This is a genomic window from Couchioplanes azureus (assembly GCF_014648355.1).
Taxonomy (GTDB): domain Bacteria; phylum Actinomycetota; class Actinomycetes; order Mycobacteriales; family Micromonosporaceae; genus Actinoplanes; species Actinoplanes azureus.
On the sequence record NZ_BMQY01000006.1, the window covers coordinates 65028 to 91837 of the forward strand.

Annotated in this window: 27 protein-coding genes and 2 riboswitches; of the genes, 9 read left to right on the forward strand and 18 right to left on the reverse strand. The window is 71.2% G+C overall.

Annotation, left to right across the window (positions count from 1 at the left end; genetic code table 11):
* Positions 1 to 93: 93 nt before the first annotated feature.
* Positions 94 to 1014 (reverse strand): neprosin family prolyl endopeptidase, encoded by a 921-nt coding sequence (locus IEY99_RS21830; RefSeq protein ID WP_189205893.1) that lies wholly within the window; start codon positions 1012 to 1014, stop codon positions 94 to 96.
* On the opposite strand from IEY99_RS21830, the gene IEY99_RS21835 reads away from it, so the two are divergent.
* From IEY99_RS21835 to IEY99_RS21845, 3 genes are all read left to right on the forward strand, one after another.
* Positions 1013 to 1363: a hypothetical protein gene (locus tag IEY99_RS21835; protein ID WP_189205894.1), complete on the forward strand. Its 351-nt coding sequence runs from the start codon at positions 1013 to 1015 to the stop codon at positions 1361 to 1363. The genes IEY99_RS21830 and IEY99_RS21835 overlap by 2 nt on opposite strands.
* Before the next feature lie 304 nt (positions 1364 to 1667).
* Positions 1668 to 2135 (forward strand): cysteine dioxygenase, encoded by a 468-nt coding sequence (locus IEY99_RS21840; RefSeq protein ID WP_373293411.1) that lies wholly within the window; start codon positions 1668 to 1670, stop codon positions 2133 to 2135.
* A complete protein-coding gene (locus tag IEY99_RS21845; protein ID WP_189205896.1) occupies positions 2129 to 2545 on the forward strand; it encodes a rhodanese-like domain-containing protein in 417 nt (138 codons plus the stop codon). Before IEY99_RS21840 ends, IEY99_RS21845 begins: the two co-directional genes overlap by 7 nt.
* 86 nt (positions 2546 to 2631) lie before the next feature.
* Here the strand turns inward: IEY99_RS21845 and IEY99_RS21850 are convergent, their stop codons facing one another.
* Together IEY99_RS21850 and IEY99_RS21855 are read right to left on the reverse strand one after the other, a co-directional pair.
* The gene (locus IEY99_RS21850; protein ID WP_189205897.1) at positions 2632 to 3321 is read right to left on the reverse strand and encodes an anti-sigma factor family protein; all 690 of its coding nucleotides are present in this window, start codon (positions 3319 to 3321) and stop codon (positions 2632 to 2634) included.
* Entirely contained in the window at positions 3318 to 3869 is a 552-nt protein-coding gene (locus IEY99_RS21855; protein WP_189205898.1) for a sigma-70 family RNA polymerase sigma factor, read from the reverse strand. The genes IEY99_RS21850 and IEY99_RS21855 overlap by 4 nt, the downstream gene beginning before the upstream one ends.
* 158 nt (positions 3870 to 4027) lie before the next feature.
* On the opposite strand from IEY99_RS21855, the gene IEY99_RS21860 reads away from it, so the two are divergent.
* Complete coding sequence (locus IEY99_RS21860; RefSeq protein ID WP_189205899.1) at positions 4028 to 4786, forward strand: hypothetical protein; 759 nt, start codon at positions 4028 to 4030, stop codon at positions 4784 to 4786.
* 7 nt (positions 4787 to 4793) lie between these two features.
* On the opposite strand, the gene IEY99_RS21865 is transcribed toward IEY99_RS21860, so the two are convergent.
* Entirely contained in the window at positions 4794 to 5366 is a 573-nt protein-coding gene (locus IEY99_RS21865) for a hypothetical protein (protein WP_189205900.1), read from the reverse strand.
* A gap of 31 nt (positions 5367 to 5397) precedes the next feature.
* Positions 5398 to 5760: a hypothetical protein gene (locus IEY99_RS21870; RefSeq protein WP_189205901.1), complete on the reverse strand. Its 363-nt coding sequence runs from the start codon at positions 5758 to 5760 to the stop codon at positions 5398 to 5400.
* 164 nt (positions 5761 to 5924) lie between these two features.
* Here IEY99_RS21870 and IEY99_RS21875 point away from each other — a divergent pair, with 164 nt between their 5' ends.
* Complete coding sequence (locus IEY99_RS21875) at positions 5925 to 7676, forward strand: putative bifunctional diguanylate cyclase/phosphodiesterase (RefSeq protein ID WP_189205902.1); 1752 nt, start codon at positions 5925 to 5927, stop codon at positions 7674 to 7676.
* Here the strand turns inward: IEY99_RS21875 and IEY99_RS21880 are convergent.
* Positions 7639 to 8247, reverse strand: coding sequence for a TetR/AcrR family transcriptional regulator (locus IEY99_RS21880; RefSeq protein ID WP_189205903.1), 609 nt, complete (start codon positions 8245 to 8247; stop codon positions 7639 to 7641). The genes IEY99_RS21875 and IEY99_RS21880 overlap by 38 nt on opposite strands.
* Positions 8248 to 8421: 174 nt before the next feature.
* Between IEY99_RS21880 and IEY99_RS21885 the strand changes: the two genes are divergently transcribed.
* Both IEY99_RS21885 and IEY99_RS21890 read left to right on the forward strand, forming a co-directional pair.
* Complete coding sequence (locus tag IEY99_RS21885) at positions 8422 to 9318, forward strand: ABC transporter permease (RefSeq protein WP_189205904.1); 897 nt, start codon at positions 8422 to 8424, stop codon at positions 9316 to 9318.
* Positions 9311 to 10081, forward strand: coding sequence for an ABC transporter ATP-binding protein (locus IEY99_RS21890; protein ID WP_189205905.1), 771 nt, complete (start codon positions 9311 to 9313; stop codon positions 10079 to 10081). Before IEY99_RS21885 ends, IEY99_RS21890 begins: the two co-directional genes overlap by 8 nt.
* A 42-nt stretch (positions 10082 to 10123) precedes the next feature.
* Here the strand turns inward: IEY99_RS21890 and IEY99_RS21895 are convergent, their stop codons facing one another.
* On the reverse strand, positions 10124 to 11179 hold the full coding sequence (locus IEY99_RS21895; RefSeq protein ID WP_189205906.1) for a coiled-coil domain-containing protein: 1056 nt from the start codon (positions 11177 to 11179) through the stop codon (positions 10124 to 10126).
* Between the two features lie 3 nt (positions 11180 to 11182).
* Positions 11183 to 11320: riboswitch (cyclic di-AMP (ydaO/yuaA leader) on the reverse strand.
* Positions 11321 to 11599: 279 nt separating this feature from the next.
* A riboswitch (cyclic di-AMP (ydaO/yuaA leader) is annotated at positions 11600 to 11737 on the forward strand.
* 4 nt (positions 11738 to 11741) lie between these two features.
* Between IEY99_RS21895 and IEY99_RS21900 the strand changes: the two genes are divergently transcribed.
* Positions 11742 to 12758, forward strand: a complete 1017-nt coding sequence (locus IEY99_RS21900; RefSeq protein WP_189205907.1) for a coiled-coil domain-containing protein — start codon at positions 11742 to 11744, stop codon at positions 12756 to 12758.
* Between the two features lie 65 nt (positions 12759 to 12823).
* Here IEY99_RS21900 and IEY99_RS21905 read toward each other — a convergent pair whose 3' ends face one another.
* The 7 genes from IEY99_RS21905 to IEY99_RS21935 all read right to left on the reverse strand — a co-directional run bounded on the left by IEY99_RS21905 (position 12824) and on the right by IEY99_RS21935 (position 23254).
* Positions 12824 to 15190, reverse strand: a complete 2367-nt coding sequence (locus IEY99_RS21905; RefSeq protein ID WP_189205908.1) for a glycoside hydrolase family 65 protein — start codon at positions 15188 to 15190, stop codon at positions 12824 to 12826.
* Positions 15191 to 15237: 47 nt separating this feature from the next.
* Positions 15238 to 15978 carry an HAD family hydrolase gene (locus IEY99_RS21910; RefSeq protein ID WP_189205909.1) on the reverse strand — a complete coding sequence of 247 codons (741 nt, stop codon included), beginning with the start codon at positions 15976 to 15978 and terminating at the stop codon, positions 15238 to 15240.
* A gap of 78 nt (positions 15979 to 16056) precedes the next feature.
* On the reverse strand, positions 16057 to 16572 hold the full coding sequence (locus IEY99_RS21915; protein WP_189205910.1) for an ATP-binding protein: 516 nt from the start codon (positions 16570 to 16572) through the stop codon (positions 16057 to 16059).
* 61 nt (positions 16573 to 16633) lie between these two features.
* Positions 16634 to 17554 (reverse strand): hypothetical protein, encoded by a 921-nt coding sequence (locus IEY99_RS21920; RefSeq protein ID WP_189205911.1) that lies wholly within the window; start codon positions 17552 to 17554, stop codon positions 16634 to 16636.
* Between the two features lie 115 nt (positions 17555 to 17669).
* Positions 17670 to 18962, reverse strand: a complete 1293-nt coding sequence (locus tag IEY99_RS21925) for an ABC transporter ATP-binding protein (protein WP_189205912.1) — start codon at positions 18960 to 18962, stop codon at positions 17670 to 17672.
* Positions 18963 to 19070: 108 nt separating this feature from the next.
* The gene (locus tag IEY99_RS21930; protein ID WP_189205913.1) at positions 19071 to 21248 is read right to left on the reverse strand and encodes a bifunctional glycosyltransferase/CDP-glycerol:glycerophosphate glycerophosphotransferase; all 2178 of its coding nucleotides are present in this window, start codon (positions 21246 to 21248) and stop codon (positions 19071 to 19073) included.
* A complete protein-coding gene (locus IEY99_RS21935) occupies positions 21245 to 23254 on the reverse strand; it encodes a DUF5941 domain-containing protein (RefSeq protein ID WP_189205914.1) in 2010 nt (669 codons plus the stop codon). Before IEY99_RS21935 ends, IEY99_RS21930 begins: the two co-directional genes overlap by 4 nt.
* Positions 23255 to 23493: 239 nt before the next feature.
* Between IEY99_RS21935 and IEY99_RS21940 the strand changes: the two genes are divergently transcribed.
* Entirely contained in the window at positions 23494 to 23676 is a 183-nt protein-coding gene (locus tag IEY99_RS21940) for a PspC domain-containing protein (protein ID WP_189205915.1), read from the forward strand.
* 51 nt (positions 23677 to 23727) lie between these two features.
* Here the strand turns inward: IEY99_RS21940 and IEY99_RS21945 are convergent, their stop codons facing one another.
* From IEY99_RS21945 to IEY99_RS21960, 4 genes are all read right to left on the reverse strand, one after another.
* Positions 23728 to 24504, reverse strand: coding sequence for a DUF4230 domain-containing protein (locus tag IEY99_RS21945; protein ID WP_189205916.1), 777 nt, complete (start codon positions 24502 to 24504; stop codon positions 23728 to 23730).
* 70 nt (positions 24505 to 24574) lie between these two features.
* Positions 24575 to 25744 carry an acyl-CoA dehydrogenase family protein gene (locus tag IEY99_RS21950; protein ID WP_189205917.1) on the reverse strand — a complete coding sequence of 390 codons (1170 nt, stop codon included), beginning with the start codon at positions 25742 to 25744 and terminating at the stop codon, positions 24575 to 24577.
* Positions 25745 to 25762: 18 nt separating this feature from the next.
* The gene (locus tag IEY99_RS21955) at positions 25763 to 26059 is read right to left on the reverse strand and encodes a type II toxin-antitoxin system VapB family antitoxin (protein ID WP_189205918.1); all 297 of its coding nucleotides are present in this window, start codon (positions 26057 to 26059) and stop codon (positions 25763 to 25765) included.
* A 121-nt stretch (positions 26060 to 26180) separates the two neighbouring features.
* Positions 26181 to 26810 (reverse strand): nitroreductase family protein, encoded by a 630-nt coding sequence (locus IEY99_RS21960; protein WP_189205919.1) that lies wholly within the window; start codon positions 26808 to 26810, stop codon positions 26181 to 26183.

Here is a 26810-nt window from a genome sequence, read left to right on the forward strand (position 1 = left end):
TGTACCCCGGCGGGGGCCGCCCGGTTCGATCCGCGCGCGGCAAACAGGCCCGGTCCCTCGAACGGGACCGGGCCTGTGCCGCCGGAAGGTTGCTCAGCAGGCTCCGGGGCCACCGAAACGGAAGGTGCGGTCGCTGAGGGCCAGAACTCCGTAGTGCGGGCTCGTGGCCCGTACGGTCGCCCGGGGTTCCGGTCCGTTGGTCATCGAGATGGTGCCGATGCGGGCCGCGCTGCCGTCCGAGACCACGAGGCCGTTGCCCATGTCGGTGCAGGGCCGGTCGGTGGACGCGGCGACCTCGCCGAACCATTGGGTCAGGCCGCCGCGGGTGTAGGTGCCGTCCCAGAGTCGGTCGGGGAAGTAGCCGATCCACTCGGAGTCGTACGCGATCCACCACACCCCGTTGGAGTGCTGGATGCCGAACCGCTTCTGCACGCCGGTCGGGAGGGTGTCGCCGGGTTTGATCGACGCGTTGCCGTACACCTCGAAGCCGCACGCGTTGTAGCAGCTCGGCTCGCGGTTCTTCCAGTAGTAGACGAACAGGTGGGGGTCGTCGTCGCCGTTCACCTGCCGGTCCACGGTCCAGCCGACCTCCACGATCTGCCGGCCGTCGGCGGACTGCACCGCGATCTCGGCCAGCGTGTGGAAGTCGCCGCGGGCCAGCTCAGGCTTGGCGATGCTGACGTTCGCCCAGGTGCCGTCGGTCTCGCCGGTCTGGGTGCCGACCGCGTAGTGGAAGAACACGTCGCCGGTCGCCCGGGTCACCGGCCCGGCGGGCGGCGGCGCCGGCGGCACGAGCGAGGTGTGGACCCTGCGGAGGATGCCGGCCCTCGAGTTGCGGCCCTTCGGCGCGTATTCCGGGACCGGGACCAGCGATCCGCTGGGATCGGCCGACGCGGCGTCCGCCCCGGCGGCCGCGATCGCGGCGCTGCTGGCACCGGCCCGCGCCCGCTTGAGCTTCGAAGGCCGCTCGCCCCACGGCAGCAACGCCGGCGGTACGGGTGCCGGGCCGCCCATGGCCTCGGAGACCGCCGAAGAGACCGGCGAAGAGACCGGCGAAGAGGCCGGCGAAGAGGTCGGCGAAGAGACCGGCGAAGAGACCGGCGAAGAGACCGCGGAAGAGACCGGCGAAGAGACCGGCGAAGAGACCGCCGAGGAGACCGGCGGAGAGGCAGACGATTCGGCACTGGCTTGCAAAGTCCACACGATTCCCGTGGAACCGACTACGGCTGCGGCAAGGCCGGCGGCGAGCACACCGCGGCGGGAGTTCGACACGTATCCGTCCTCGTTTTCGGGGGGTAGCTCGGAGGCGGGACGAGGGGGGACCTCCGGGCACCGGCTCTCGCAGGCGTCGCCGACCATATAACGCTTCGGATACCGGTGGCTGCGCTCGCGCGACCATTCCGCCTGATCGGAGGAGGTCATGGGCCGATCCGGTGAAACATCGGTCAATTCGCTCGACCGTGAGTATCCGAACCGTCGCTGTGGGGCGAATTCCGCCTCGGCGAAGAAAGAGGCAAACCACCGTGAGGTTCTTTCGGGTCCCGGCGAATTGCGGAAAGTCGTTGATCAATTATCGCCCACCACGGCGGCGCGCCGCGCCCGCCGGATCCTCCACGGAGGTATACCCTAGTGAACTCATGGGTTTTGTATGCAACCGGGGAGCCGCCGTGACCGACATCCGCCTCGACCATCTCGCCATCGCGCAGCGCCTGGCCGCCGAACCGCACTCCTGGGCGGTGACCCCCCGCTTCAATGCCGTCGACCGCTGGTACCACCGGCTCGCGGCGGAACCGGACTACGAGGTGTGGCTGCTGACCTGGCTGCCGGGCCAGGGCACCGACCTGCACGACCACGGCGGTTCGGCGGGGGCGTTCCACGTCTTCTCGGGCACGCTCGTCGAGGAGACCGTCGCCGTCTCCCCCGGCGGACCGCTCCGGGCCACCGCTCGCGAGCTCGGCACGGGCGCCGGCCGGCGGTTCGGCAGCCGGCACATCCACCGGATCACCAACCGCTCGGACCTCCCGGCCGTCAGCATCCACGCGTACGGCCCCGCCCTGACCACGATGACGCACTACCGCATCAGCGCGTCGGGCCTGGATGTCGTGACCGTCGAACGCGCCGGCTCCCAATGGTGACCGCCGGAAGCGCCGCCCCGGGCCGAGCGCCCGCGGGATCGGTGGGGATCGACGAGATGCTCGCCCGGGCACGGGCCCGCCTGGTGCGGCTCGGCCCACATGAGACCCATCGCGCCATGGCCCGCGGCGCGGTCCTGATCGACATCCGACCGGCGGCGCAGCGGGCCGAGCACGGCGAGATTCCCGGCGCGATCGTCATCGAGCGCAACGTGCTCGAATGGCGTCTCGACCCCCGCAGCGACGCCCGCCTGGCCTTCACGCACTACGACCTGGAAGCGATCGTGACCTGCCAGGAGGGATACACCAGCAGCCTGGCGGCCGCGGCGTTGCAGGACCTCGGACTGCGCCGGGCGACCGATCTCGCGGGCGGCTTCCGAGCGTGGCGGGAGGCCGGCCTGCCGACCGCCTGAGAGGCCGGCCTACCGGGAGGCCGGCCTGCCGCGCGAAAGCCGCCGTGCCGGCACCCGGAGGAGGACGGGTGCCGGCACGGCGGGCGTCACACGGTGACGCTGGTGTACTGCTTTCCACCCTCGGTGACCACCCGCACCGAGGCGACCTGATCCGGCGGCACCAGCGCGCTGCCGTCCAGCGTCGTGCCCTCGTTGGCGCCGGCCTCGGAGACGACCCAGCTTCCGGCCAGGACCGACGTACCGTCCTTGGCCACGACCTCCAGCCGGCACCGCTCACCCCGCGGAATCCCGGAGACCGCCGCCTTGATCCGCACCCAGCCGGGCGCGGGCGCGACCGCGACCGCGATCCGCGCCTTCGTCCCCGGGTCCACCGCCGTAGCCGTCCTGGTCCCCGGCACCGCCGGCTGGGCGTTGGGCGGAGGCGGAAGCGGGGTCGGCGCCGTCGACTGGCCGACCGCCACACCGGTGGCCACCGACGCCGCGATCACGACCGCAGCGGCCACTCCCACCAGGGCGGAACGCCGGTGGCGGGTTCCGGCCGACTCCTTCCGTATCTGCCGCAGCGTGCGCTGCAACAGCAGGTCCGCGTCGTCCGGCGGCCCGTCCAGCAGCATTGCCTCGGGCACCGCTTCGAGCGCCATCGTCCACTCCCGCAGGGATTCCACCTCGGCCCGGCACTCGTCGCATTCGGCGAGATGCTCGTCGACCTCGCGGATCTGGTCCGCGTCCAACGACTTCGTCAGGTAGCCGGCGAGGTCCACGTGATTCGTCTTCATGATGCAGACCGTTCCGTTCCGGCGGGGCTCAGCGCCTTCTGCTCGCGTAGTGCCCGGAGTGCATAGAAAGAGCGTGACTTGACGGTTCCGGGTGGGATGCCCAGCGTCTTGGCCGCCTCCGTCACGGTGCTGCCCTGCAGGTAGAGCTGCTCGAGGACCTCGCGGTGCTCGGCGGAGAGCCGGCTCAGCGCGTCCACGACGACCATCGAGTTGACCACCCGTTCGGCGTGGTCGTCGTCGGACGCCACCTCCACCGGGCTCTCCCGCACCTCGGGGGCGCGGGCGTTGCGGGCGCGGACCTGGTCCACGACGATGTTGCGGATCACGGTGAGCAGCCAGCCGCGCACCGACCCCTTGCCGTTGACCAGGCTGTCCGGGTGCCGCCAGGCGCGGACCAGGGCCTCCTGGACGACGTCCTCGGCGGCGGCGCGGTCGCGGGTCAGCTGGGTGGCGTACGCGAGCATCGCCCGCCCGTGCTCCTCGAACAGCGATCTGACCAGTGCCTCATCAGCCACCTCCCGGCGACGGTGGAGTCTCAACCCCGGCATCTCTTCCCCCCGGTGACGGCGGTCCCCATGACCTCGACCCTTCGTCGCTCTGACTCTCCACACACGTATGCCGCGTCACAACGGTTCAAGCAAACCTCACTGAACCGGATCCGGCAGGCCTCCGTGTGGAGTACATCCGCTTCACAAGGGGGAGAACAATGAAGCGCACCAGCATCGCCGCCGTGGCCGTCGCCGTGACCGGCGTCTTCGGGCTCACCGCCTGTGCCCAGCCCGCCGAGACCGCGGCCGTCGAGGTCGCGGCCGCCGAGTCCACCACGCCACCGGCCGCGGACGCGCCCGCGGATTCCACCGGAGTATCGGTCCCGGAGCTGGCCGGCGCCGAGACGCCCGACGCGCCGGCGACCCCGGTCCCCGAGCCGACCGTGGCGAAGACCCAGAAGTGGGTGAAGATCTACAGCGGTGCGTCCCGCAAGGACGTCACCCCGCCGGCCAGCATCCGTACGGGCAGCAAGACCGTCGAGCTCAAGGCCGTCCCGAACGCGCAGATCGGCACGTACGTCACCGACGGCGCCGGCCGTACCCTCTACCGCTTCGACGAGGACAGCAACAAGCCGCCGCAGGCCACCTGCAACGGCGACTGCGCGAAGGCCTGGCCGCCCCTGCTGATCAAGTCGCCGGGCAAGATCTTTCCCGAGGGCCTCGACCCGAAGAGCCTCGGGTACGTCGAGCGCGCCGACGGAACCTGCCAGGTGACCATCGACGGCTGGCCGGTGTACTACTTCGCGAAGGACGCCAAGCCGGGCGACATCCTCGGCCAGGGTGTCAACGGCACCTGGTTCGCCGTGAACCCGAAGGGCGGCAAGACCAAGCCGCTGCCGGACTCGATCCAGCCCGCTCCCGCCCAGGGCGGCGAGGGTGGCGAGGGCGGCGACGCTCCCGCCGACCCGGGCTACTGACGGCCGGTCAGAGCGGATAGACGACGGCCGAGCGGCCGCTGTACGGCCGCCGGGTGCCGTCCCGCTCGTGGCCGGTGCCGGGGGCGTCCAGCCAGACGATGTACGGCACGTTCGAGGCGAGCCCGCTGATGGTGGCGGTGATCGTGCAACCGTCGCCGGCCGGCACCTCCTGCCACGTGTAGGGCGGCTGAGTGCCGGAGACGATGGTCTGCTTGACCGCGGTGATGCGGTAGTCGGAGTCGTACTGCCGGGGCCAGGTGACGGTCAGCTTGCCCGCGCCCGGGGTGACCTCGAGGGGAATGAGGACCGGGTCGACGGTCCACTCCTTGGCGCACCCCTCCGGCGGCGACGGCAGGAACGAGACCGGGGGCAGCGCGGGCGACCGGGAGCCGCGGTAGGAGGTCTTCGGGGTCGGCGTGGCGCTGCCGGCGGCGTAGATGGTCCAGCCGTCGCCGGGTGCGGGAGTCGCGCTCGCGGAGGGTGCGGGCGTACCCGTGGCCGAGCCGAGCCCCAGGACCCCGCATCCACCCACGGCGAACGGGACGGCGAGCACCGGCAACAGGAACTTGATGAGCCGCATGCCTGAAGGTTCGGCCCGCCGGGCGGATCCGTTAGGCCCAGCGGTCGGCGACCTTGTGGAGCAGGTGCCCGGCCATCTCGAGGCCGTACTCGGCGCGCTCGACGCGCGTCCGCAGGCCGGTCTCGTCGCTGAGCAGCAGGCCGTCGCCGTCAGGCCGGTAGGTGCCCTTCGCGCTGCGCCGGCGGCCGGCGATCTTGCCCTCGTACGACCAGTCCTCGGCCAGCCAGAGCCGGACGGTGTCGTCGGCGTTGCGCCAGTAGCCCGCGTAGTCGCCGGGCCGGCCGTCGGGACGTGGCTGCGAGAGCGTCACGGCGTCGTCGGGCTTGCCGCCGAAGGCGAGGGCGAGCAGGGACGCCGAGGTGAAGATGGTGGCGTCGAGGTCCTTGGTGCGCATGATGCTCCGGCGGGCGTGGGGGACGGGGAACTCCTTTGTTCGGCCGCCTTGAGCCGTTCTTGAGGACCATGCTGTTCCCAGCTCAAGACGAAGTAAAGCTCATGCCGCGCCAACCCTGACCGATCTGTCCAGGCCGACACCCCCTGGCATCGGAGAGGAGCGACATGAACCAGCGCCGTGCTGCCCTGTCCTTCCTCGCGCCTGCCGCCCTCGGCGCGGCGCTGTTCACCCAGGCGAGAGCCCTGCACCGCAGGGAGCAGCGGTTCCGCCTGCTGACCCGCAACTCCACCGAGATCGTGATGATCACCACGCCCGGTGGCCGGATCACGTACACCGGCCCGGGCGTCACCCGCGTGCTCGGCTGCACGCCCGGCGCGATGACGGGTACGGACCTCCGCCGCCGGGTGCACCCGGACGACCATGCCGTCGCGGTCGCGCACCTGACCAAGGTCGCCGCCCGGGCGGGAGTCACCGCGATCTGCCGGATCCGCCTGGCCCACGAGGACGGCTCGTACCGGACGATGGAGGTCACCAGCGCGAACCTGCTCGACGAGCCGAGCGTCCTCGGCATCGTCAGCAACTGCCGCGACGTGACCGAGACGGTCCGGGCGCACGAGCGGCTCAGCTACGAGGCGAGCCACGACCTGCTGACCGGCCTCGGCAACCGGGCGCTCTTCGGCGCCCGCGTCGCCGACGCCGTCGCCCGTGCGGGGCAGCAGCCGATCAGCATCGTGCTCGTGGACCTGGACGACTTCAAGACGGTCAACGACACCCTGGGGCACGCGGTCGGCGACGGCCTGCTGGTCGAGGTCGGCGAGCGGATGCGTGCCAACGTACGCCCGACCGACACCGTGGCGCGCCTCGGCGGCGACGAGTTCGCCATCCTCTTCGAGGGGCTGGGCGGCGGCGACGTCGACCGGGTGCTGGACCGGATCGCGGACGCGCTGGCCGTACCCGTGGACATCTCCGGGCACCTGCTGGCCGTCCGGGCGAGCTTCGGCGTCGTGGACGGCCGCGGCGGCGACGACGCCGGCGACCTGCTGCGCCAGGCCGACATCGCCATGTACGAGGCGAAGGAGCGCGGCGAGGGCGGCTACCAGCGCTACCGGCCGGGCTCCGAGGCACCGGGCGCCGAGCGGCGCCGGATCACCACGGCTCTGACCGCCGCCCTGCAGCGCGACGAGCTGGTGCTGCACTACCAGCCCGTGGTGGCCCTGCCCGAGGGCCGGCTCACCGGGGTCGAGGCGCTCGTGCGCTGGAACCACCCCGAGCGGGGCCTGCTGGGACCGGGCGACTTCATCCCCGGCGCCGAGCTCACCGGGATGATCGTGCCGCTGGGCCGCTGGGTGCTGCGCGAGGCCTGCCGCCAGGCCGTGGCGTGGACCGCGGAGCTCGGCGACCGGGCGCCCGGCACGATGTCGGTGAACGCCTCGGCGCGCCAGCTCCAGGAGGCCTCGTTCGCGTCCGACGTCGCCGCCATCCTGGCGGAGACCGGGATGGATCCCCGGCGGCTGACGATCGAGATCACCGAGTCCACCGCCGTCGGCGGCGGCGCGACGCAGGAGAGCCTGCGCGCCCTGCGCGCCCTGGGCGTCCGGTTGTCCCTGGACGACTTCGGCACCGGGGCGTCGACGCTCAGCCTGCTCGCGAACTGCCCGGTGGACCAGATCAAGCTGGACCGGTCCTTCGCGCCGGTTCCCGGCCCGGACGCGATCGCGGGGGCGGTGCTGCAGATCGCCCGGGCGATGGGCGTCGAGGCGGTCGCGGAGGGCGTCGAGACCTCGGCGCAGGCGGCGAAGCTGGGTGATCTCGGTTACGTGCGGGCGCAGGGCTTCCACTTCGCCCGGCCGATGAGCCCGGAGCAGATCGCGGCCGCGATCAGTGAGCCGGCGGACTCCCTCGCAACGCGGCCATGACGGCTGCGGCCAGCGTTTCCACGTAGTCGTCGCCGATCGGCGTGCGGGACACGGCGAGCCGCCAGTAGAGCGGGCCGACCATGAGGTCGACCGCGAGTTCCGGGTCGGCGCCCGCGGGCAGCTCGCCGCGCTTGACGGCCTGTCCGACGATCTGCTCGCCGACCGTCAGCTGATGGGTGCGCAGCGCGCGCTGCAGGGTCTCGGCGATCTGGGGATTGCGGGCCGCCTCGGCCATCAGGTCGGGAATGATCTGCGAGGCGATGCGGTGTTGCAGCGCCTTGCTGACGACGAACATCAGGAGCTGCAGGTCGCTGGCGAAGCTACCGGTGTCCGGCATCGGGACGCTACGCTCGGCCACGCCGGAGACGATCTCCAGCACCATCTCCAGCTTGTTGCTCCAGCGGCGGTAGACCGCGGTCTTGCCGACGCCGGCCCGGCGGGCCACCGCCTCGATGGAGAGCCGGCCGTAGCCGACCTCGGCCAGCTCGTTCATCACCGCGTTGCGGATCGCCGCGGTGATGTCGCCGCGGAGCACCGCCGCCCCGGCGGGTGCACGTTTACCTGTCGCCACGGGGGACACTATATACGCGACGACGTGACGGTTGCGTTTCGACGTTCCGTGGGCTAAATTTCCGGCTAACGTCGATACGACGGCGTTTCATCGCGGCACACTGATTAGTGTGGTGCCGCGCATGCACCCAGGTCCTCCGCCCCTGACGGACCGACGAGATCGGAGCGCTACCCCATGCCCCAGACGGCGGTCGCCGATTCCGACACCGGCACCCCGCTGCGGGAGCTGGCCCGCCGGCACGGCCTCACGGCGGCGGGCAAGCTGCCGAGCCTGCCCGCGTACACGCGGATGCTGTGGTCGTACCGCCACTTCATCTCGTCGTACGCGAATGCCAAGGTCACGTCGTCGCTGGGCAAGACCCGGCTCGGCATGGTGTGGCAGGTGCTCACGCCACTGATCAACGCGGCCGTGTACTACGTGATCTTCGGCTTCGTCCTCGACACCGCCCGCGGCGTGGAGAACTTCGTGCCGTACCTGTGCACCGGCGTCTTCATGTTCCAGTTCACCCAGTCGGTGGTGCAGGCCGGGATCCAGTCGATCAGCGGCAACCTCGGGCTCATCCGCGCGCTGCACTTCCCGCGCGCGAGCCTGCCCCTGGCGATCACCACGGTCGAGATCCGCAACACGCTCGCCTCGATGACCGTCCTGATGCTGATCGCCCTCGGCTTCGGCGAGCCGCTGACCCTGGACTGGCTGCTGGTGATTCCGATCTTCCTGCTCCAGGCCGTCTTCAACGCCGGCCTGGCCATGGCGGCGGCCCGGCTGGGCTCCAAGGTCGCCGACTTCAAGCAGCTCGTGCCCTTCATCATGCGCATCTGGTTCTACGGCTCCGCCGTCCTCTACCCGGTGACCATGTTCGAGCAGAGACTCGACGGTTGGCTGCTCGCGGTCGTCGAGGCCAACCCGCTGCTCGTCTTCATCGAGCTCATGCGGCACGCCCTCATGGAGGACGTGCCGCTGGCGGCGTCCCCCACGGTGCTGTGGCTGGAGGCCCTCGCCTGGACCCTCGTGGTGGGGCTCAGCGGGTTCGTCTACTTCTGGCGCGGAGAGAAGGGTTACGGCCGTGGCTGACCAGCGTGAACCCACCGTGATCGTGGACGACGCCCACGTCGTGTACCGGGTGCACCAGGCCGGTGGCGCCGGCACGCACAGCCCGGTCGCCGCCTTCAAGCGGATCATCACCGGCACCAAGCCCGCCACCCTGCGGGAGGTGCACGCGATCAAGGGCGTGAGCTTCGTCGCGTACAAGGGCGAGGCGATCGGCCTGATCGGCACGAACGGCTCCGGCAAGTCGACGCTGCTGCGGGCGATCGCCGGCCTGCTCCCCGTCGAGAAGGGCGCGATCTACGCGGCCGGCCAACCCTCCCTGCTCGGCGTCAACGCGGCCCTGATGAACGACCTGCCCGGCGAGCGCAACGTGGTGCTCGGCTGCCTCGCCATGGGGATGACCCCGGAGCAGGTGAAGTCGCAGGTCAAGGAGATCATCGACTTCTCCGGCATCAACGAACGTGGCGACTTCAGCTCGCTGCCGATGCGGACGTACTCCTCCGGCATGGCCGCCCGGCTGCGCTTCTCGATCGCGGCGGCGAAGAAGCACGACGTGCTGCTCATCGACGAGGCGCTGGCCACCGGCGACGCGAAGTTCCGCAAGCGCAGCGAGCAGCGGGTCCGCGACCTGCGCGCCGAGGCGGGCACCGTCTTCCTGGTCAGCCACAGCGAGCAGTCGATCCGGGACACCTGCGAGCGCGCCATCTGGCTCGAGTCCGGGCTGATTCGCGCCGACGGCCCCACCGACGCGGTGCTCAAGGAGTACGAGGCGTACGTCAAGAAGTGACGGTCCAGGGCGGCCGGGCGGCCCCCCTGGAATCCGTCCGCGCTATCGCATCGACAGATGCACGTGGTTGGTGTGATCGCTGTTCGGTTCACCCGTGCCGCGCAGGTACGGCTGCCATCCGCTGCTCGGCAACCAGATCCGCTTGAACCAGATGACGTAGAGCACGCCCAGCCGGCCCTCGTTGTCGACGAAGTAGTCCGCCAGGCGGTCGCCGTAGGTCCGGTTGGCGCCGGTCGCGACGCCGCCGAAGCCGTCCTTGTCGGCCGCGAAGTCGCAGGCCCGGCCGAGCGGATGCTCGCCGCTGCCCTGCGGGCGGAAGCACGACACGAAGTGGTCGAAGCCGTCGGCCTGGGCCTCCTTCATGGCGTGCAGGGTGCGGGGCGTGATGCAGCCGCTGGTCGTCGGGTCGTCCAGGCTGCACGACTCGTCCGGCAGCTCGCCGTTGGGGTTGCGCGGTGCGGCACCCGCCTGCGCACTGTTGCCGCCCGGGGCGCTGCCGCCCGGGCCGCCGGCCGCGGCGTTCGCCGCCTTCAAGGCCTTGTCCGCCTGAGCCTTGCGCTTGGTCATGATGTCGAGCTGGCGCTGCTGGTCGCGAACCTCCGCGTCGATCACCAGCTTCGCCTTCGCCTGCTTGGCCCGGGTCTCCTGCAGCTGCCGCAGCGCATGCTCCTGCTTCACGGCGACGGACTCCAGCGTCGTGGCGCGATCGAGCAGGCCCTGCGAGGAGTCCGCCGTCAGCAGGGCGGTCATCGGGCCGAGCCGGCCGGTGCGGTACGACTGCCGGGCGATGTCGTCGAGGGCGCCCTGCCGGGGGCCGAGCTCGGCGTCGATCGCCTCGAGCTTCGCGGCGACCTCCTGCTGGCGCTTCTTCGAGCGGGCGAGCGCCTCCCGGGCCTCGACGAAGCCCTTCGAGGCCGCCTCGAGCTGCTCGACGAGCGACTTCGAGCCGCCTTCGCCGTCGTCGCCGGAGTCTCCCGGCGCCGCGGGCGGGCGGGGCGCGGCGCCGGCCGTGGTGGGGGCGGCGAGCGCCAGCCCCGAGGTGGCGACGAGGACCGCGAGCACGCTCGCCAATCGCCGCCGGAGAGGGTCGAGCCTCACGTGCGTTCCTTCCGTCGGCCGCCGACCGGGTTAGCTGACGGGTTCGGGACGGAAGCGATCCCTACCGCAAGACTCTGCGGATTCACCCCATTACCGGTTGGGTCCCCGGCTCGCCTTTCGGCGATTGGGCGGCGGTTCCGTGATGGAACCGTGACGAAGACTACCCACGGATTTCCACCATCGACAGGTGTCGCACTGTGTGCATTCGTTCGCACACAAGCAGTTAGAAGTGTGAGGCGGAATGCAACGACTCACATTGATGGCCCGTTACGGGCCGCGACCTGCGTCATCCCATCGAGCGGTAACGCAAAGTCGTTGCGTGGTAACACTTTTCTCCCCCTCGCGGGCGCTGATGCGACGGCCGTCTTCAGGTAAGCTTTCCGCCGGTCACTGCCAGGAAGGCACCGCCCCCAAGGTGCCGGCGGACCACCGCTCAATCGCCACGCGGCGAATCGGGGAACCACCTTGAAAAGGGGTGAATCCGCAGAGCCTTGCGGTAGGGATCGCTTCCGTCCCGAACCCGTCAGCTAACCCGGTAGGCGGCAACACGGAAGGAAACTGCATGACGGCAAGACCCGGCCGGTGGCTGGTCCTCGCCCTGGCACCACTGCTCGCGATCACCATGATCGTCGCCCCGGGAGCCCCCGCGTCCGCGGCGCCCGGCGGAAGCTCGTCGACCCCCGACGACGGCAAGGCGAACCCGATGCTCAACGACGTCCTGGACAGCACGGGGCGTCGCTTCCTGGCCGCCAAGGCCGCGGTCACCCGCTCCACCAAGGCGCAGGCCAAGCTGGCCGTGCAGGTGAAGGACGCGGAGGCCCGGCGGGACGCCCTGCTGCCCCAGGTGAACGCCGTCGCGGCCCAGCAGTACCGCACGGGCGGCCTGTCGACCATGGGCTTCCTGCTCAACGTCCGGTCGCCGGACGCGTTCCTGGAGAAGGCGGTCTCGCTCGAGGAGATCAACGCCGTCAACGACGGCAAGCTGCAGAAGCTGCAGGCCGCCATCGACCAGGTCGCCACCGCGAAGGCCCGGCTCGACCAGGAGATCAAGGTTCAGAACCAGAACCTCGAGGCGATGCGCAAGCAGAAGGAGTCCGCGGAGAAGGCGCTCAACCTGGTCGGCGGCAAGGCCGTGACGGGCGGCTTCGTCACCCTCAAGTCGAAGGTGGCCGCGCCCGCGCCGCGCAACGGCGACGGCGAGTTCGCCCCGGAGGGGTGCAACGTCGACGACGAGACCACCGGCGGGTGCGTCACGGCCCGGACGATGCACATGTACAAGGAAGTCAAGAAGGCCGGCTTCAACCGGTTCGTGGGCTGCTTCCGCCCCGGCGGCCCGTTCGAGCATCCCAAGGGCCGCGCCTGCGACTGGTCCCTGCAGAAGAGCGGCTTCTCACCCTGGCACAACCAGGACACCCGCGAGTACGGCAACAACCTGATGGCCTTCCTGGTCCGCAACGCCGACCGGCTGGGCATCCTCTACGTCATCTGGAACAAGATGGTCTGGTTCCCGGCGACGGGCTGGAGCTCGTATTCCGGCGACAGCGACCATACGGACCACGTGCACGTCTCCATGCTGTAGCAGGCCCCACGCGCGCGAAGGAGCCCCCGCCGTCCGGCGGGGGCTCCTTGCTTTGCGGTGCCGTCCTACTGACCGCTGGCGCGACGGACCGGCGCCCGCCCCGCCGGCTGGGTCGGGGCCGGGCCGGTCGGCGGCGCCGGCGGGATCGCCACCACCACCGGCTTGACCTGGGTCACGGTCACTTCCTTGCCGTGGTGCAGCAGCTCGAGCCGCGCCGAGCCGCCGCCGTTGCGCAGCGAGTACGTCACCTCGTTCGCCGACACCTCCACCCGCACCCGCAGGCCCCGCCACAGCAGGGAGAACTCCAGGCTGTTGATCCGGGTCGGCAGCCGCGGCGAGAAGGAGAGCCGGCCGTTGTAGTCGCGCATGCCGCCGAGCCCCGCGACCAGCGCGATCCAGGAGCCGGCCAGCGACGCCACGTGCACGCCGTCCCGGGCGTTCTGGTGCAGGTCGTGCAGGTCCATCAGGGCCGCCTCGCCCAGGTAGTCGTGGGCCAGCTCCAGGTGACCCACCTCGGCGGCCAGGACGGCCTGGATGCACGCCGACAGCGACGAGTCGCGGACGGTCCGGGCCTCGTAGTAGGCGAAGTTGCGGGCCTTCTCCTCCGGGGTGAAGGCGTCGCCGCGGACGTACATCGCCATCACGAGGTCGGCCTGCTTCACGACCTGCTTGCGGTAGAGATCGAAATACGGATAGTTCAACAGCAGCGGGTACGCCTCCGGCGGAGTGTTCTCGAAGTCCCACTCCTGCAGGCGGGTGAACCCCTCCGACTGCTGGTGCACGCCCAGCTCCCGGTCGTACGGGATGTGCACGGCGGCAGCCGCGTCCCGCCAGGAGGCCATCTCCTCCTCGTCCACGCCGAGCCGGCGGGCCAGGTCGGGGTGGCGCTTGGCGGCCTCCACCGCCGCGAACAGGTTCTGCTGGGCCATCAGGTTGGTGTAGACGTTGTCGTCCACCACCGCCGTGTACTCGTCCGGGCCGGTCACGCCGTCGATGTGGAAGCGGCCGTGCCGGTCGTGGTGGCCCAGCGAGCGCCACAGCCGGGCGGTCTCGACGAGCAGTTCGAGGCCGACCTCCCGCTCGAAGTCGTAGTCGGCGGTGGCGGAGACGTAGCGGCGGACCGCGTCGGCGATGTCGGCGCCGATGTGGAAGCCCGCGGTGCCGGCCGGCCAGTACGCCGAGCACTCCTGCCCCCGGATGGTGCGCCACGGGAACGCCGCGCCCTGCAGGCCCAGCGTCTGCGCCCGCTCCTTGGCCAGGTCCAGCGTCGAGTGCCGCCAGCGCAGCACGTCGGCCGCCGCCGAGGGCTGGGTGTAGGTCAGCGCCGGGAGCACGAACGTCTCGGCGTCCCAGAACGTGTGGCCGTCGTAGCCCGGGCCGGAGAGCCCCTTGGAGCCGATCGGGCGCTTCTCCGCCCGGGCACCGGCCTGCAGCGTGTGGAAGAGCCCGAAGCGCACCGCCTGCTGCACCTCGGGGTCGCCCTCGACGCGCACGTCGGAGTGGTCCCAGAACTCGTCGAGGAACTCCCGCTGGGCCTCGATCAGGCCCTCCCAGCCGTCCAGCCGGGCGCTGGCGAGGGCCGCGCCCACCTGGTCCCGCACGGCGGGCAGGGAACGGTTGCTGGACCAGCCGTACGCGGCCAGCTTCACGACCCGCAGCTTCTGCCCCGGTTCGAGCTTGCAGGCGACGGTGGTCCGCAGCCAGTCGGGGTGGCCCTCGGTGGTGACCGCGTGCTTGCCCGGCGCCTCGACGAGGTGCTCCATCGCCGCGGCCATCCGCAGGTCGCTGGCCTTGGTGCGGTGCACGAGCAGGCCGCCGGTGCGCTGTTCGAGCATCTCCTCGGCCTGCAGCGGGTGGTCCAGCACGGCCGCCACGCGGGGGTCCTTGCTGGTCGGCGGGAGCTGCTCGTTGGCCACCAGCTCGGACTGCAGGATCAGCCGGGCCGGGGAGTTGAGCGGCTCCACCTCGTACAGGAAGGCGACGACCGCGCGCTGGGTGAAGGACACCATGCGCACGGTGCGTACCCGGATCGCCTGCCCGGACGGGGACACCCATTCGACGATCCGTTCCAGGGTGCCGGCGCGCAGGTCGAGCGTGCGCTCGTGGGAGCGCAGCTCGCCGTAGCGCACGTCGAACGGCTCGTCGTCGACGAGCAGGCGCATGAGCTTGGCGTTGGTGACGTTGACCATCGTCTGACCCGACTCGGGGAAGCCGTAGCCGGCCTCGGCGTACGGCAGCGGCCGCAGCTCGTAGAACGAGTTCAGGTAGGTGCCGGGCAGGCCGTGCGGCTCGCCCTCGTCCAGGTTCCCGCGGATGCCGATGTGGCCGTTGGCCAGGGCGAAGACCGACTCGGACTGGGCCAGGAGCTCCAGGTCCAGCCGGGTCTCCCGGATGTGCCAGGGGTCGACGGGGTAGGCCCGTTCACGGATCACGGTGGTGCCTCTCGCAACTGAGAAGAGAAGAAAGTCAGATGTGGGGGTTACCGGGTGAGGAGCTCGGCGAGGTCCTGCACCACGATGTCGGCGCCGTGCTCGCGCAGCGCCTCGGCCTGGCCCACGCGATCCACGCCGATCACGATGCCGAACCCGCCGGCCCGGCCGGCCTCGACGCCGGCCAGAGCGTCCTCGAAGACGGCACAGTTCTCCGGCGGGACGCCGAGCAGCTTCGCGCCGTACAGGAACGTGTCCGGCGCGGGCTTGCCGGGCAAGTTTTCCGCACGGGCGGTGACGCCGTCTACCCGTACCTCCAGGTAACCGTCGATCTTGGCCGCCTCGAGCACGTCCTTGCAGTTGGCGCTCGCCGACACGACGGCCCGGCGCAGCCCCGCCTCCTGGGCGGCGCGCAGGTAGTCCACCGAGCCGGGGTAGACCTGCACGGCCCCTTCACGAATTTTCTGCAAAACCAGCAGGTTCTTGCGGTTTCCGATGCCGTTGACGGTCTCCTCGTCGGGACCGTCGGTGGGCAGGCCCTCCGGCAGGGTGATGCCGCGCGAGGCCAGGAAGGTGCGGACACCGTCGGCGCGTTGACGCCCGTCGACGTAGCGGTGATAGTCGGCACCGGAGTCGAACGGGACGTACGCCTCGCCGAGCTGGGTGGCGCGTCGCTGCAGGTAGGCGTCGAAGGTCGACTTCCACGCCGCGTTGTGGACCAGGGCGGTCTGCGTCAGCACGCCGTCGAGATCGAAGAGGCATGCCGTCACGTGAGGAGGTAGTCCGAGCACCGGCCTAATGTAGTCGCCTCCGCCGAAGAACACGCTTGAATGCGGATGACGACATTTCCACGGCGTTTCATGCGAAGTTCAACCGGCGGCTGGTACGCCGCCCCGCAGGTCAGCAGCGGTGATCCGCCCGGGAAGATCCATCCGCAGCCCGATGGTGGTCCCGATCGGACCGGTCGCCATGGTGACCTCGTCGCACAGCTGGTACGCCAGCCAGATGCCCCGGCCGCCGTCCTCGAACGCCTCGGGCACCGCGGGCGGCCGCTGGTGCTCCTCGGGGATGCCCGGCCCGGAGTCCGTGACCGTGCACCAGATCGCCGTCGGGGTCCGGGTCAGCCGGAGCCGCCCGCTACCGCCGGCGTGCAGCACGACGTTCGTGATCACCTCGTTGACGGCGAGCACGAAGCCGTCCAGCCGGTCGCCGAGCAGGCCCGGCGCGATCCGCTGGATGACCTCGTGGCGCAGCACGGTGATGTCGTCCCGGCCGAAGACCCGGTCGAGGAGGTCGCCGCCGCCTTTTGCCTGCAGTGAAGGAGCGTCCGGCGGCTCCCTGCCCGGAGCCGGACGCAGCATCTCCTGGCCGACGGTTTCCTCCACCGCCGAGCAGCCTACGCTGTGTGCCGCCTCCGTGGCAGTTCTCGGAGCGCCGTATTCAAGATCAGAAAAGATGGGACAGCGTACGCAGGATCTCCGCGTAGAAGTTCCCGTCGATGTCGCGGTAGAGGCTGAACTTCATCCCCGGGCTGCCGAAGAAGGGCCGCAGAGTCCACGCGAGCTGGGTGCCGACGAAGCCGAACAGCAGGATCCAGATGTAGAGCAGCGTCATGCTGGGCGGCGCCGGCTGGCGCGCCGGCTGCGGTGCGGGGCGCTGGTGTCCGATCGGCGTCAGCATGTAGCCCGGCGGCACCTGCGCGGTGGCCGGCGTGGTGACGGCCGGCGTGGCAGCGGCCGGCGTGGCGGCGGCCGGGGCCGGGGCCGGGGCGGTCGTGCCGTTCACCGCGGCACCGGCCGGGACCGGCTCGGGGGCCGGTTCGGGCGCCTTGACCGCGGGAGCGGCCGGCGCCTCGGTCCGCTCCGGCGCGAGCAGGCCGTTCTCGTTGAGCACTCGCATGCCACCGGTGAGGAAGCGCAGCCCGACCAGCGCGGAGAGCGCCAGGATCACCACGTTGAGCAGCTTGAAGAAGCCGTAGTCGGGCGCGGTGATCAGGAAGAAGAGCGCGATCGGGGCGAACGCGAGCGCCAGCATGGCGGTCACGGTCAGCGCCACCATGACCAGGGCGAGGGACTGGCGAACGGACAGCCGCGCCCCGAATACCAGGTTGAACAGGTAGAGCGTCGGAAGGCAGATGGCCAGGGTGACCAGGAACAGCAGCGGCAGCTTCACCGCGGAGGTCAGCGCCATCAGCACACTGTGGAAGGATCCCAGCACCGCGCCGTAACAGGCCAGGGCGATCACCGAGCTGACCAGCATCTGCCCGGTGAGCTTCGGCAGAGAGCGGTCCTCGACCACCTGCTGCCAGATCCCCTGCCTGTCGCGCAGTATTCGCTCGATCACCAACAGTCCGGATGCGTTCGCCATTGGTCGCCACCCTTCGATCGTGACGCCGATACGCCCTCGCACCGACGTGTGGCGAACGATACGGCACCGTGTCAACGACACGGAACCGTCATTTCCAGGTGAGCGAAAAGTCCGGTCAGCGCCAACCGACGTCGATGCGGTCACCCCGGTCGTCGAAGAAGTGCAGCGCGTCCATCCGTACGCCGATCGCCAGCGGATGCCCCGGCGAGACCGCCGGATACGGCGCGAGCCGCACCGCGACCTCGGCCGGGCGCCGGTGGTGGCGACCCGGGTCGCTGAGCACGGAAACCTTCTCCGGGCGCTCCGGCGCCGCCCGCTCCGAGCGCCCGGCCAGCCGCTGCAGGGCGCCGCCGACCCGGCGCAGCGCCCCGCCGGCGGGTACCGCCCCGGCGGCGAGCTTGCCGAGTTCGTCGACGACGATCGCGGTGGCGCCGATGTCGAGGAAGGCCAGCGACTCGTGGCCGTGGTGCTCAAGATAGCGGATCCGCCCCCGCAGCACGTCGCCCGGCGCGTCCGGGGCGACCGGGGTGAGCGCCTCGGCCCGCATCCCGACCACGATCCGCTCGCCGTGGTAGTGCGCGATCGCCCGCGCGCGGATGTCGTGCCACGGCAGATGGAGGGCCTGCTCGCCGAGCTGGAGGACGACGTAGCGGTCGAGGTGCACGTACACCGACGCCTCGAGCAGGTTCATCCGCGGGGAGCCGAGGAACGCGGCGACGTGGAGGGTGGCCGGGCGTCCGTACACCTCGGTCGGGGTGCCCACGTCCTGCAGCACGCCCCCGCGCATGATCGCGACCCGGTCCGCCATGGTGAGCGCCTCGGCCTGGTCGTGCGTCACGTACATGGTGGTGACGCCGAGCTCGCGGGTCATGCCGGTGATCTCCGCGCGCAGCTCGGCGCGCAGCCCGCTGTCGAGGTTGGACAGCGGCTCGTCCATCAGGAACAGGCCCGGGCGGCGCACGATCGCCCGGCCCATCGCCACCCGCTGGCGCTGGCCGCCGGAGAGCTGCGTGGGTTTGCGGCCCAGCAGTTCGCCGATGCCCAGCGCGGCGGCGACGTCGCCGATCCGCTCGGCACGCGGCCCGGGATCCACACCGGACAGCTTGAGCGGAAACTCGATGTTGCCGCCCACCGTCATGTGCGGATAAAGCGCGAAATCCTGGAATACCATCGCGATCTGGCGATCCCGGGGCGGTACGTCGGTCACCGGCTCGCCGTTGAGCAGGATGGTGCCCGAGGTCGGGTCCTCGAGGCCGGCGATCATGCGCAGGATGGTGGACTTGCCGCAGCCCGAGGGGCCGAGCAACACCAGGAACTCCCCGTCCCGCACGTCGAGGCCGACGTGCGAGACTGCCACGGTTCCGTCCGGCCAGACCTTCGTAACGTCCTTGAGCGCGACGGTGGACACCGTCAACCTCCTGCATGCGAGCTGCGACGATGGCCTAGCGTGACCAGACGCATGCAGAACTGCCATCGGGTGAACGGCTATTGACGGCCAGTCACCCAACCGTCACAGCTATCGATGCGGGCCCTCGCCGAGCAGCACCCGGCGGACGACCCGCTCGGCGGCGCCGCCGTCGTCCAGATAGCAGAACCGCTCCCGGAAGCGCGCCCGTTTCTCCGCCGCCGCGGCGCTCTCGTACGCCCGGCCCCGGAAGATTTCGACCAGCTCGCCGAAGGTGGTGGCCACCTCGCCCGGCGGCAGCTCCATCAGGTCGAAGTACACCCCGCGCACCTCCCGGTACGCCGCCCAGTCCGGCGCGAAGATCACCAGCGGCCGGTCCAGTACGGCGAAGTCGAACATGGCCGACGAGTAGTCGGTCATCATCACGTCCGCCGCCAGATACAGGTCCTCCACCACCGGGTACGCCGAGACGTCCACGATGCGCCCGCGCCGCGCGGGAGCCTCGTGGTCGGCGGACACAAGGAAGTAATGGGCCCGGACCAGCAGCACGGTCTCCGGCCCGAGGGTGTCGGCGAAGGCCTCCACGTCCAGCACCTGCCGGCCCGGCGGCAGCCATTCGCGGTGGGTCGGGGTGTAGAGGACGACCCGCTCGTGCGGGGCGATGCCGAGCTTGCGCCGGACGTCCGCGGTCTCCTGCGCCGTCGCGCGGGCCAGCCGGTCGTTGCGCGGATAGCCGACCTCGAGCGTCTCGTACCGGCAGGGATACGCGCGCTCCCAGGCGATCGTCGTGTGCGCGTTGGCGGTGACGCTGAAGTCCCAGCGGTCCGCGCGGCGCATCTGCGCGTGGAAGTCCTGGTCCTTCGCCGCCGCCGGGTGATCGGCCTGGTCCATCCCCATCTTCTTCAGCGGGGTCCCGTGGTGGGTCATCAGGTGCGTCGTGCCCGCCCGCTTGCGCACCCAGTTCGGCCAGTTCACGTTGTTGACCAGCCAGCGGGCCCGGGCCAGCGCGCGGAAGTACGCCGGCGTGCCCGTCACCACGTACTCCGTGCCCGGCGGCACGGACTTCACCCGGCCGCGGTTGACGACCCACACGGCCCGGACGCCGGGGGCCAGCTCGGCGGCCTTGTCCGCGATGGCGGCCGGATTGCAGCTCACCCCGCGATACCAGTACGCGGCGTACAGCGCCAGGTTCCGGTCCACCGGCAGGCGCAACTGCAGCAGGTAGTAGGCGCGGTAGGCGGCCTGCCGTACCCGGCGCGCGACTCTCCTCGCCCGGACCGCCGGCACCCGGCGTGCCCGGCCGAGCGCCCGGACCACGGCAATGGCCCGCTGCATCGCCTCGAAGAGGAAGTAGGAACCGCTCGCCGCGAACCGGTGCCGCAGACCCGTCGTGCCCGGGGGGCGCCGGTAACCGGCGGCCGGGCGGTAACGATGGAAGTCCTCGGTGATGCGGTCGAAGAAGCGCTTGCGCGACGCCTTCCTCACCCGCTGCGCGTTGCCCAGCACGACGAAGTAGTGCCACATCATCCGCTGGAAGAGCACCGGCCGCAGCACCTCGGCCCGTTCGGCGTACCGGTCCACCAGCGCCATGGTCTGTGCCCAGTGGTGGAAGATCTCGAAGTGCCGGTCGTCGAGGGTACGGGTGATCGCACCGGTGCGGCGCTGCCGGTAGTGCACGCAGGTGCGGCTCAGAGCACTGATCCGGGACGCCGCGGCGAGCAGGGGAACGGTGAACGAGAGGTCCTCGTACCAGCCCTCGGCGAATCGCAGGTCCAGCTTGAGCAGCAGCTCGCGGCGCACGACCTTGTTCCAGGCGACGTGCAGCAGGTTCAAGACCCGGGGCCACTCCTGCGCCGTGAAGGTCTCCGGCGCCTTGGCGAGCACCCGCCCGACCCCCGGGGCCTCCACCCGGCCGTCCCAGTGCACCTTGTCGAAGCCGACGACCAGCACGTCCGCGGCGGTCTCGGTGAGCCGGTCCGCGACCGCGGTCAGCGCGCCCTGGGCGAGCCAGTCGTCGCCGTCGACGAACCACACGTACTCGCCCATCGCATGGTCCAACCCCGCGTTCCGGGACCGCCCGGGGCCGACGTTCTCCGTCAGCGACACCACCCGGACACGCGGATCGCGCTCGGCGTACTCGGCGAGGATGGCGCCGCTGTTGTCCGGGGAGCAGTCGTCCACCGCCACGATCTCGAAGTCGGTGAAGGTCTGCTCCAGCACGGAGTCCAGGCACTGCCGCAGGTAGCCCTGCACCTTGTAGACCGGCAGGACCACGCTGAGCAACGTCATCGGTTCTCCCCGGAGCGCCAGTCCCGGACCGCGCCGGAAAGGAATTGCAGGCAGACGCCGGCGGCCACCAGCAGTTCACCGGCCGTCGCGACGCCGGCCAGCGCGAAGACGGTCAGCAGCGTCACCCGCCCGTCCCAGCCGAGCAGGGCCCGCTTCGCCCCCGGGCCGGGCGCGCCCTTCTCCATCCGGGCCGTCAGGTCGTAGTGGTGCAGCGCCAGCGCGAAGAGCAGCGCGAACAGCGCCGGCGGCGGCACCTCGCAGATGAGCGCGACGGCGACGGCGAACAGATACTCCGCGGCGCGCAGCCCGGCCGGCACCAGCCAGTCGAGCGGCCCGCCGTGCGCCCCCCGGGCCGCCAGTCCGCCGCCGAGCACCACCGCCGCGACCACCACGAGCCACACCGACGCGTCGCCCGCCCGGACCAGCTCGATGTGCGCGTCCCCGCCCCACCAGGAGCCCCAGCGGGTGCCGCGCGGCGCCCACCCGGCGGCCACGGCCACGATCAGCGCCAGGGGCGCGACCGCCGCCAGCCCCGCCCAGAACAGCGGCCGGGAGAGGCCCGCGGCGCTCACCGTGCCGCGCACCATCCGCCCGTCGTCGCGGTGCCGCGACGTGTCGACCGTCTCCAGCACGCCGACGCGCATCGAGATCGAGCGCAGCGACCTGAGCGCCAGCGTGTACGCGGCGGCGAGCAGCCCCCACGCCACCACGGCGGCCAGCGCCACCCGGCCGTCGGTGCACGCCGCCAGGACCGCCATCAACGCCCAGCGCTCACCGATCGGGAAGACCACGATCCGCTTCAGCCAGTACGCGAGCGACCCGGTGTCGGCCTGCACCTTGTTCGAGGCGCGGCTGAGCCGGGCACCCACCCCGCCGCCGGCGTCGGCGTTGCCCGCGGTGCCCACCGCCTGACGGGCGGCCGCCTCGTCGTGCAGGGCGCCGTACCAGGTGTCGGTCATGTGCCGCACGGTCTGCAGCACGATGGCGGTGACGGCGAGCGGCCACGCGTACGGCAGGCCGGCCCGCTCGGCACCGGCGGCCAGCCCGGCGTAGACGGCGTACTCCTTGGCCCGGTCGGCCATGGTGTCGAGCCACCCGCCGAACGAGGAGAACCTGCGGGTGTAGCGGGCGAGCTGGCCGTCCACGCAGTCGAGCACGAACCCGAGGTAGAGCAGGACGGCGCCGGCCACCATCGCGGGGCGCGACGCCTGCCAGAAGGCGAGCGCGGCGGCCACCGCGAAGCACACGGACAGCGCGGTGACGCCGCCGGGAGTCAGTCCGGCCCGGGCGCAGAGCTTGGTGACCAGCGGAGACCAGGTGCTCACCGCGTACGTGGTGAAGAAGTCGTCCCGCTCCTTGACGGCGAGCCGCAGCAGGGCCTTGTCCTCGTCGACCGCCTCGACGGCTTCCCGGGCGGCGACGAGTTCGGCGTGGTCGTGCACCCGCGCGGCGTGCAGCAGCCGCACCCGGGTGGCGATCGGCACCAGCCCGGCGTCGAGCAGCGCGGGAAGGAGCAGGTCGAGCGCGTTTCCGCCGCCCCGCCCGCCGGGACCGGAGCCACCGTCCTCGGCGGCCGCGATCGCCTTCTCCGCGGCGGCCGCGGCCAGGCGGAGGTCGGCGGGGGCGAGGCAGAGGGCGCCCGCGAACCGGGTGGGACCGTCCGCGGCGGGGACCAGCCGGCCCCGATCCTCCCTGAGCCCGCCTCCCGTGCCACTCTCCGTGGCGACCACGAGGGCGGTGCTGCGTCCGGCCGGCTCGGTGGCGAGAGTCCACAACAGACTCGGGTGCGCGACCAGGTCGCCGGCGCAGAGCAGCAGGGGCTCGGCGGCCTGGACGGCGATCCGCGCGAGCTCGCCGAGCTGCGCCCGGACGTCGTCGCCGCCCACGGTCAGCACGGTCGAGGCACCGGCCGCGGACAGGCCGGCGGTCAGCTCGTCCGCGAGCCGGACGGCGTCCGCCGGGTCGAGATCGTTGCCGGTGCTGCCGCACAACACGGCGAGCGTCACCGCGACATCCCTCCCACCAGAACCGCCGATCGCAGAGAGTAAAGGGCGGAATTCGCCCCGATGGTAACAGCGGGCAAGGGAGGGGTACGGGAAGCCCTTACGGGAACATGAGCCGCCTTCTCCCCCTGCGGACCGAGGGCGGGGTCGCGGCGCGCGCCTACCGTGGATTGCAGGCCGGGCAGCCCGTCCGGCCGACAGGTCAGGCACCTCGCCTGGCCCACTTCGAAGGAGTGGATGACATGGCTCGCCGTCTGGCCCGCCCCCGCGACGACCGATGGATCGCCGGCGTGTGCGCCGGCCTCGCCCGCCGCTTCGGCATCGGCTCGGGCACGATGCGGCTGATCTTCGTCGTCTCCTGCCTGCTGCCCGGCCCGCAGTTCCTGATCTATCTCGCCCTCTGGATCATGCTGCCCAACGAGTGACCCTTCGGTGGCCGGCGCCCTCGTCGGGTGCCGGCCACGCTCGTCAGCGGGTCACGGGCTGGTGAACTCCACGGTGACCTTGGTGTAACCGAGCCGCCCGAAGAGGCTGACCAGCATCTTCTGGGTGTTCTCCCGGGCCCGCTGGTCGAGCCCGCTGGCCCGGGCCGCCTCGGTGATCCGCTCCTGGGCGAGCTGGTAGACCCGCTGCTGCCGGCCGGGATCGCTGGAGAAGGCGTCCCCGATCCGGTTGAGCAGGCCCCGCTCCTCCGCCACCACGTAGCTGCGCTGCATGTCCAGGGCCGCCTGCCCCTGCTGCGGCGGCGGCAACGTGAGATGGACGGCCTTGTTCTCCTCGTCGACGGTCAGGGCCCCCGAGGCGAGCTGACCGAAGTCGACGTACTCCTCGACCGTGCCGGAGCCGACGAACAGCGTGCGCTTGTTGACCAGGAATTCGGGGATGTTGTCCTTGTTCTCCTGCAGGTCCACGATGACCTGGAAGGTGCCGTCCGCGGCCACGTAGCGGCTCAGGTCACGCATCGACTGCAGCAGGACCGGCTGGCTGCGGTCGGTGGTCTTGTCCGAGAACGGGTTGTCGAAGCTGGGCAGCACGTTGATCGCGCGCAGGCCGAGACACAGCGCCACGATGAGCGCGAAGACCACCCCGGTGAAGAGGAGCACCCGCACGAACGCACCGGGTCCCCGCGGCTCGCTCGCCATCGGCCCGGTGACCGAGGGCTCGGACGCGGCCGGCGGCGCGGTCGCGGACGCGGGCTCCTCGATGGCCGGATACTCCCTGGTCGGCTCGTCGACGCCGGACGGATTCGCCATCGCCGGACACCCCTTCCTCTCGTGGGCCCTGCTTCCCACGGTACGGAAGGAGTACGACAGTCGCAGCGCCTCAACCCCCGAAAGCGTTCAAACCGGTCAATTTCTGCCCGATGACGAGCTGGTGGACCTCGGAAGTTCCCTCGTACGTGAGCACGCTTTCGAGGTTGTTCGCGTGCCGGAGCACCGGGTACTCGCCGCTGATCCCGTTCGCGCCGAGGATCGTGCGGCACTGCCGCGCGATCTTGATCGCCTCCCGGACGTTGTTGAGCTTGCCGACGCTGACCTGCTCCGGCCGCAGCCCCGCGCCGTCCGCGCGCCGGCCGAGGTGCAGCGCCAGCAGGTAGCCCTTCTGCAGCTCCAGCGCCATGTCGGCCAGCTTCGCCTGGGTCAGCTGGAAGCCGGCGATCGGGCGGCCGAACTGCTCGCGGGCACCGGCGTACGCGATGGCGGTCTCCAGGCAGTCCCGGGCCGCGCCGAGGGCACCCCAGACGATGCCGAAGCGGGCCTCGGTGAGGCAGGTCAGCGGCCCCTTGAGGCCCCGGGCCAGCGGCAGCCGGGCGGAGTCGTCCACGCGCACGTCGTCCAGGGTGATCTCACCGGTCGCGGAGGCGCGGAGCGAGAGCTTCTTCCCGACCTCCCGCACGGAGAACCCGGGCGTGGTCGTCGGCACGGCGAAGCCCAGCACGCCGTCGTCCGAGCGGGCCCAGATCACCGCCACGTCGGCGAGCGGCGCGTTGGTGATCCACATCTTGCCGCCGTGCAGCACCCAGCCGTCGCCGTCGCGGCGGGCCCGGGTCGCCATGGTGCCCGGGTCGGAGCCGTGGTCCGGCTCAGTCAGCCCGAAGCACCCGATCAGCTCGCCGGACGCCATGCCCGGCAGCCAGCGCTGCTTCTGCTCCTCGCTGCCGAACTTCCAGATCGCGTACATGGCCAGCGAGCCCTGGACCGACACGAGGGAACGGACACCCGAGTCGGCGGCCTCCAGCTCCATGCAGACCAGGCCGTACTGGACCGCGGAGGCGCCGGCGCAGCCGTACCCCTGCAGGTGCATGCCGAGCAGGCCCAGCTTGCCGAACTCGAGGGCCAGCTCGCGGACGGGCACCTCGCCCCGCTCGTACCAGTCGGCGACGTGCGGGCGGACGCGCTCGTCGGCGACCCGGCGCACCAGCGCCCGGACGTCACGCTCCTCGTCGCTCAGCAGGTCGTCGAGGTCCAGCAGATCCAGCGGTGAGACGGGCATGCCGTAAAACTAACAGTGTTAGTTGTCGATGACGAGCACCCGGGCGTGAATCTGGTTGCGCTGCTGCAGCGCGGCCCGCAGCGCGCGGTGCAGCCCGTCTTCGAGATAGAGGCCGCCGTTCCACTCCACCACGTGCGGGAACAGGTCGCCGTAGAACGTCGAGTCCTCGGCGAGCAGCTTGTCGAGGGCCAGCTCGCGCTTGGTGGTGATGAGGTCGGCCAGCCGGATCGGCCGCGGCGGGATCTCGGCCCACGCCTTCAGCGTCGTGTGATGGTCGGGGTACGGCGCTCCGTCCCGCACCGCTTTGAAGATCACGACGGCACGCTCCCCTCCGGTCCTCGCTCTGGCCTTACCCGGCAGACGGGCAGGTACGCCTGTCAGCCTAGCGAGCCGCCAGCCCGGTCACCGGCGCCGTCCTCGACCCGGCCACCCATGGTCAGGTGTCCCTCGCGACAGCGCCCCCCGTGGCGGTCCACCGGCCATGATGCACCACCTCGTCCATCGGGCGGTGCCCCCGGCGTAGTGATGGTGACCTCTTGTCGGCCGCCGGATAGCCCACGGCCAGCACTCCGACCGGGGTGAATTCCTCCGGTACGCCGAAAGCCTCCCGAAACGCACCGACCCGCTCCGCCGGCATGCCGAAGAACAGCGAACCCAGCCCCTCGTTCACGGCGGTCAGGTGCATGAGCAGCGCGGCGAAGCCCGTGTCCACGTCCCAGTACGGCACCGGCCACCGGCGCTCGTCCCGGTCGGTCCAGCCCTTGTCGGCCTGGGCGTACCGGTCGAGGTAGACCGACTTGTTGGAGAGCGCGACGACGATCAAGGGAGCGGTGCGCATCCGCCGCAGCCAGGAGTCCGCGGGCCCGTCCCCGGCCGTGACCGACCAGTAGAGCTCCCGGTCCTGCGGCTTCTGGAGCACGAGGAAACCCCAGCCCTGGGAGAAGCCCGCCGACGGCGCCCGCAGCGCGTGCTTGAGCAGCTTGTCCACGATCTCCGGCGGCACGGGGCGCTCCGGGTCGTACGTGCGGACCATCCTGCGCCGGCGGACGACCTCGTCGAACTCCAC

Bases quoted from the DNA above. Each gene is read 5' to 3' on its own strand.
- IEY99_RS21835 (WP_189205894.1), top strand. From the start codon at position 1,013: ATGGCCTCGGAGACCGCCGAAGAGACCGGCGAAGAGACCGGCGAAGAG.
- IEY99_RS21830 (WP_189205893.1), bottom strand. From the start codon at position 1,014: ATGGGCGGCCCGGCACCCGTACCGCCGGCGTTGCTGCCGTGGGGCGAG.
- IEY99_RS21845 (WP_189205896.1), top strand. From the start codon at position 2,129: ATGGTGACCGCCGGAAGCGCCGCCCCGGGCCGAGCGCCCGCGGGATCG.
- IEY99_RS21850 (WP_189205897.1), bottom strand. From the start codon at position 3,321: ATGAAGACGAATCACGTGGACCTCGCCGGCTACCTGACGAAGTCGTTG.
- IEY99_RS21855 (WP_189205898.1), bottom strand. From the start codon at position 3,869: ATGCCGGGGTTGAGACTCCACCGTCGCCGGGAGGTGGCTGATGAGGCA.
- IEY99_RS21860 (WP_189205899.1), top strand. From the start codon at position 4,028: ATGAAGCGCACCAGCATCGCCGCCGTGGCCGTCGCCGTGACCGGCGTC.
- IEY99_RS21865 (WP_189205900.1), bottom strand. From the start codon at position 5,366: ATGCGGCTCATCAAGTTCCTGTTGCCGGTGCTCGCCGTCCCGTTCGCC.
- IEY99_RS21870 (WP_189205901.1), bottom strand. From the start codon at position 5,760: ATGCGCACCAAGGACCTCGACGCCACCATCTTCACCTCGGCGTCCCTG.
- IEY99_RS21875 (WP_189205902.1), top strand. From the start codon at position 5,925: ATGAACCAGCGCCGTGCTGCCCTGTCCTTCCTCGCGCCTGCCGCCCTC.
- IEY99_RS21885 (WP_189205904.1), top strand. From the start codon at position 8,422: ATGCCCCAGACGGCGGTCGCCGATTCCGACACCGGCACCCCGCTGCGG.
- IEY99_RS21900 (WP_189205907.1), top strand. From the start codon at position 11,742: ATGACGGCAAGACCCGGCCGGTGGCTGGTCCTCGCCCTGGCACCACTG.
- IEY99_RS21920 (WP_189205911.1), bottom strand. From the start codon at position 17,554: ATGGCGAACGCATCCGGACTGTTGGTGATCGAGCGAATACTGCGCGAC.
- IEY99_RS21930 (WP_189205913.1), bottom strand. From the start codon at position 21,248: ATGACGTTGCTCAGCGTGGTCCTGCCGGTCTACAAGGTGCAGGGCTAC.
- IEY99_RS21940 (WP_189205915.1), top strand. From the start codon at position 23,494: ATGGCTCGCCGTCTGGCCCGCCCCCGCGACGACCGATGGATCGCCGGC.
- IEY99_RS21945 (WP_189205916.1), bottom strand. From the start codon at position 24,504: ATGGCGAATCCGTCCGGCGTCGACGAGCCGACCAGGGAGTATCCGGCC.
- IEY99_RS21950 (WP_189205917.1), bottom strand. From the start codon at position 25,744: ATGCCCGTCTCACCGCTGGATCTGCTGGACCTCGACGACCTGCTGAGC.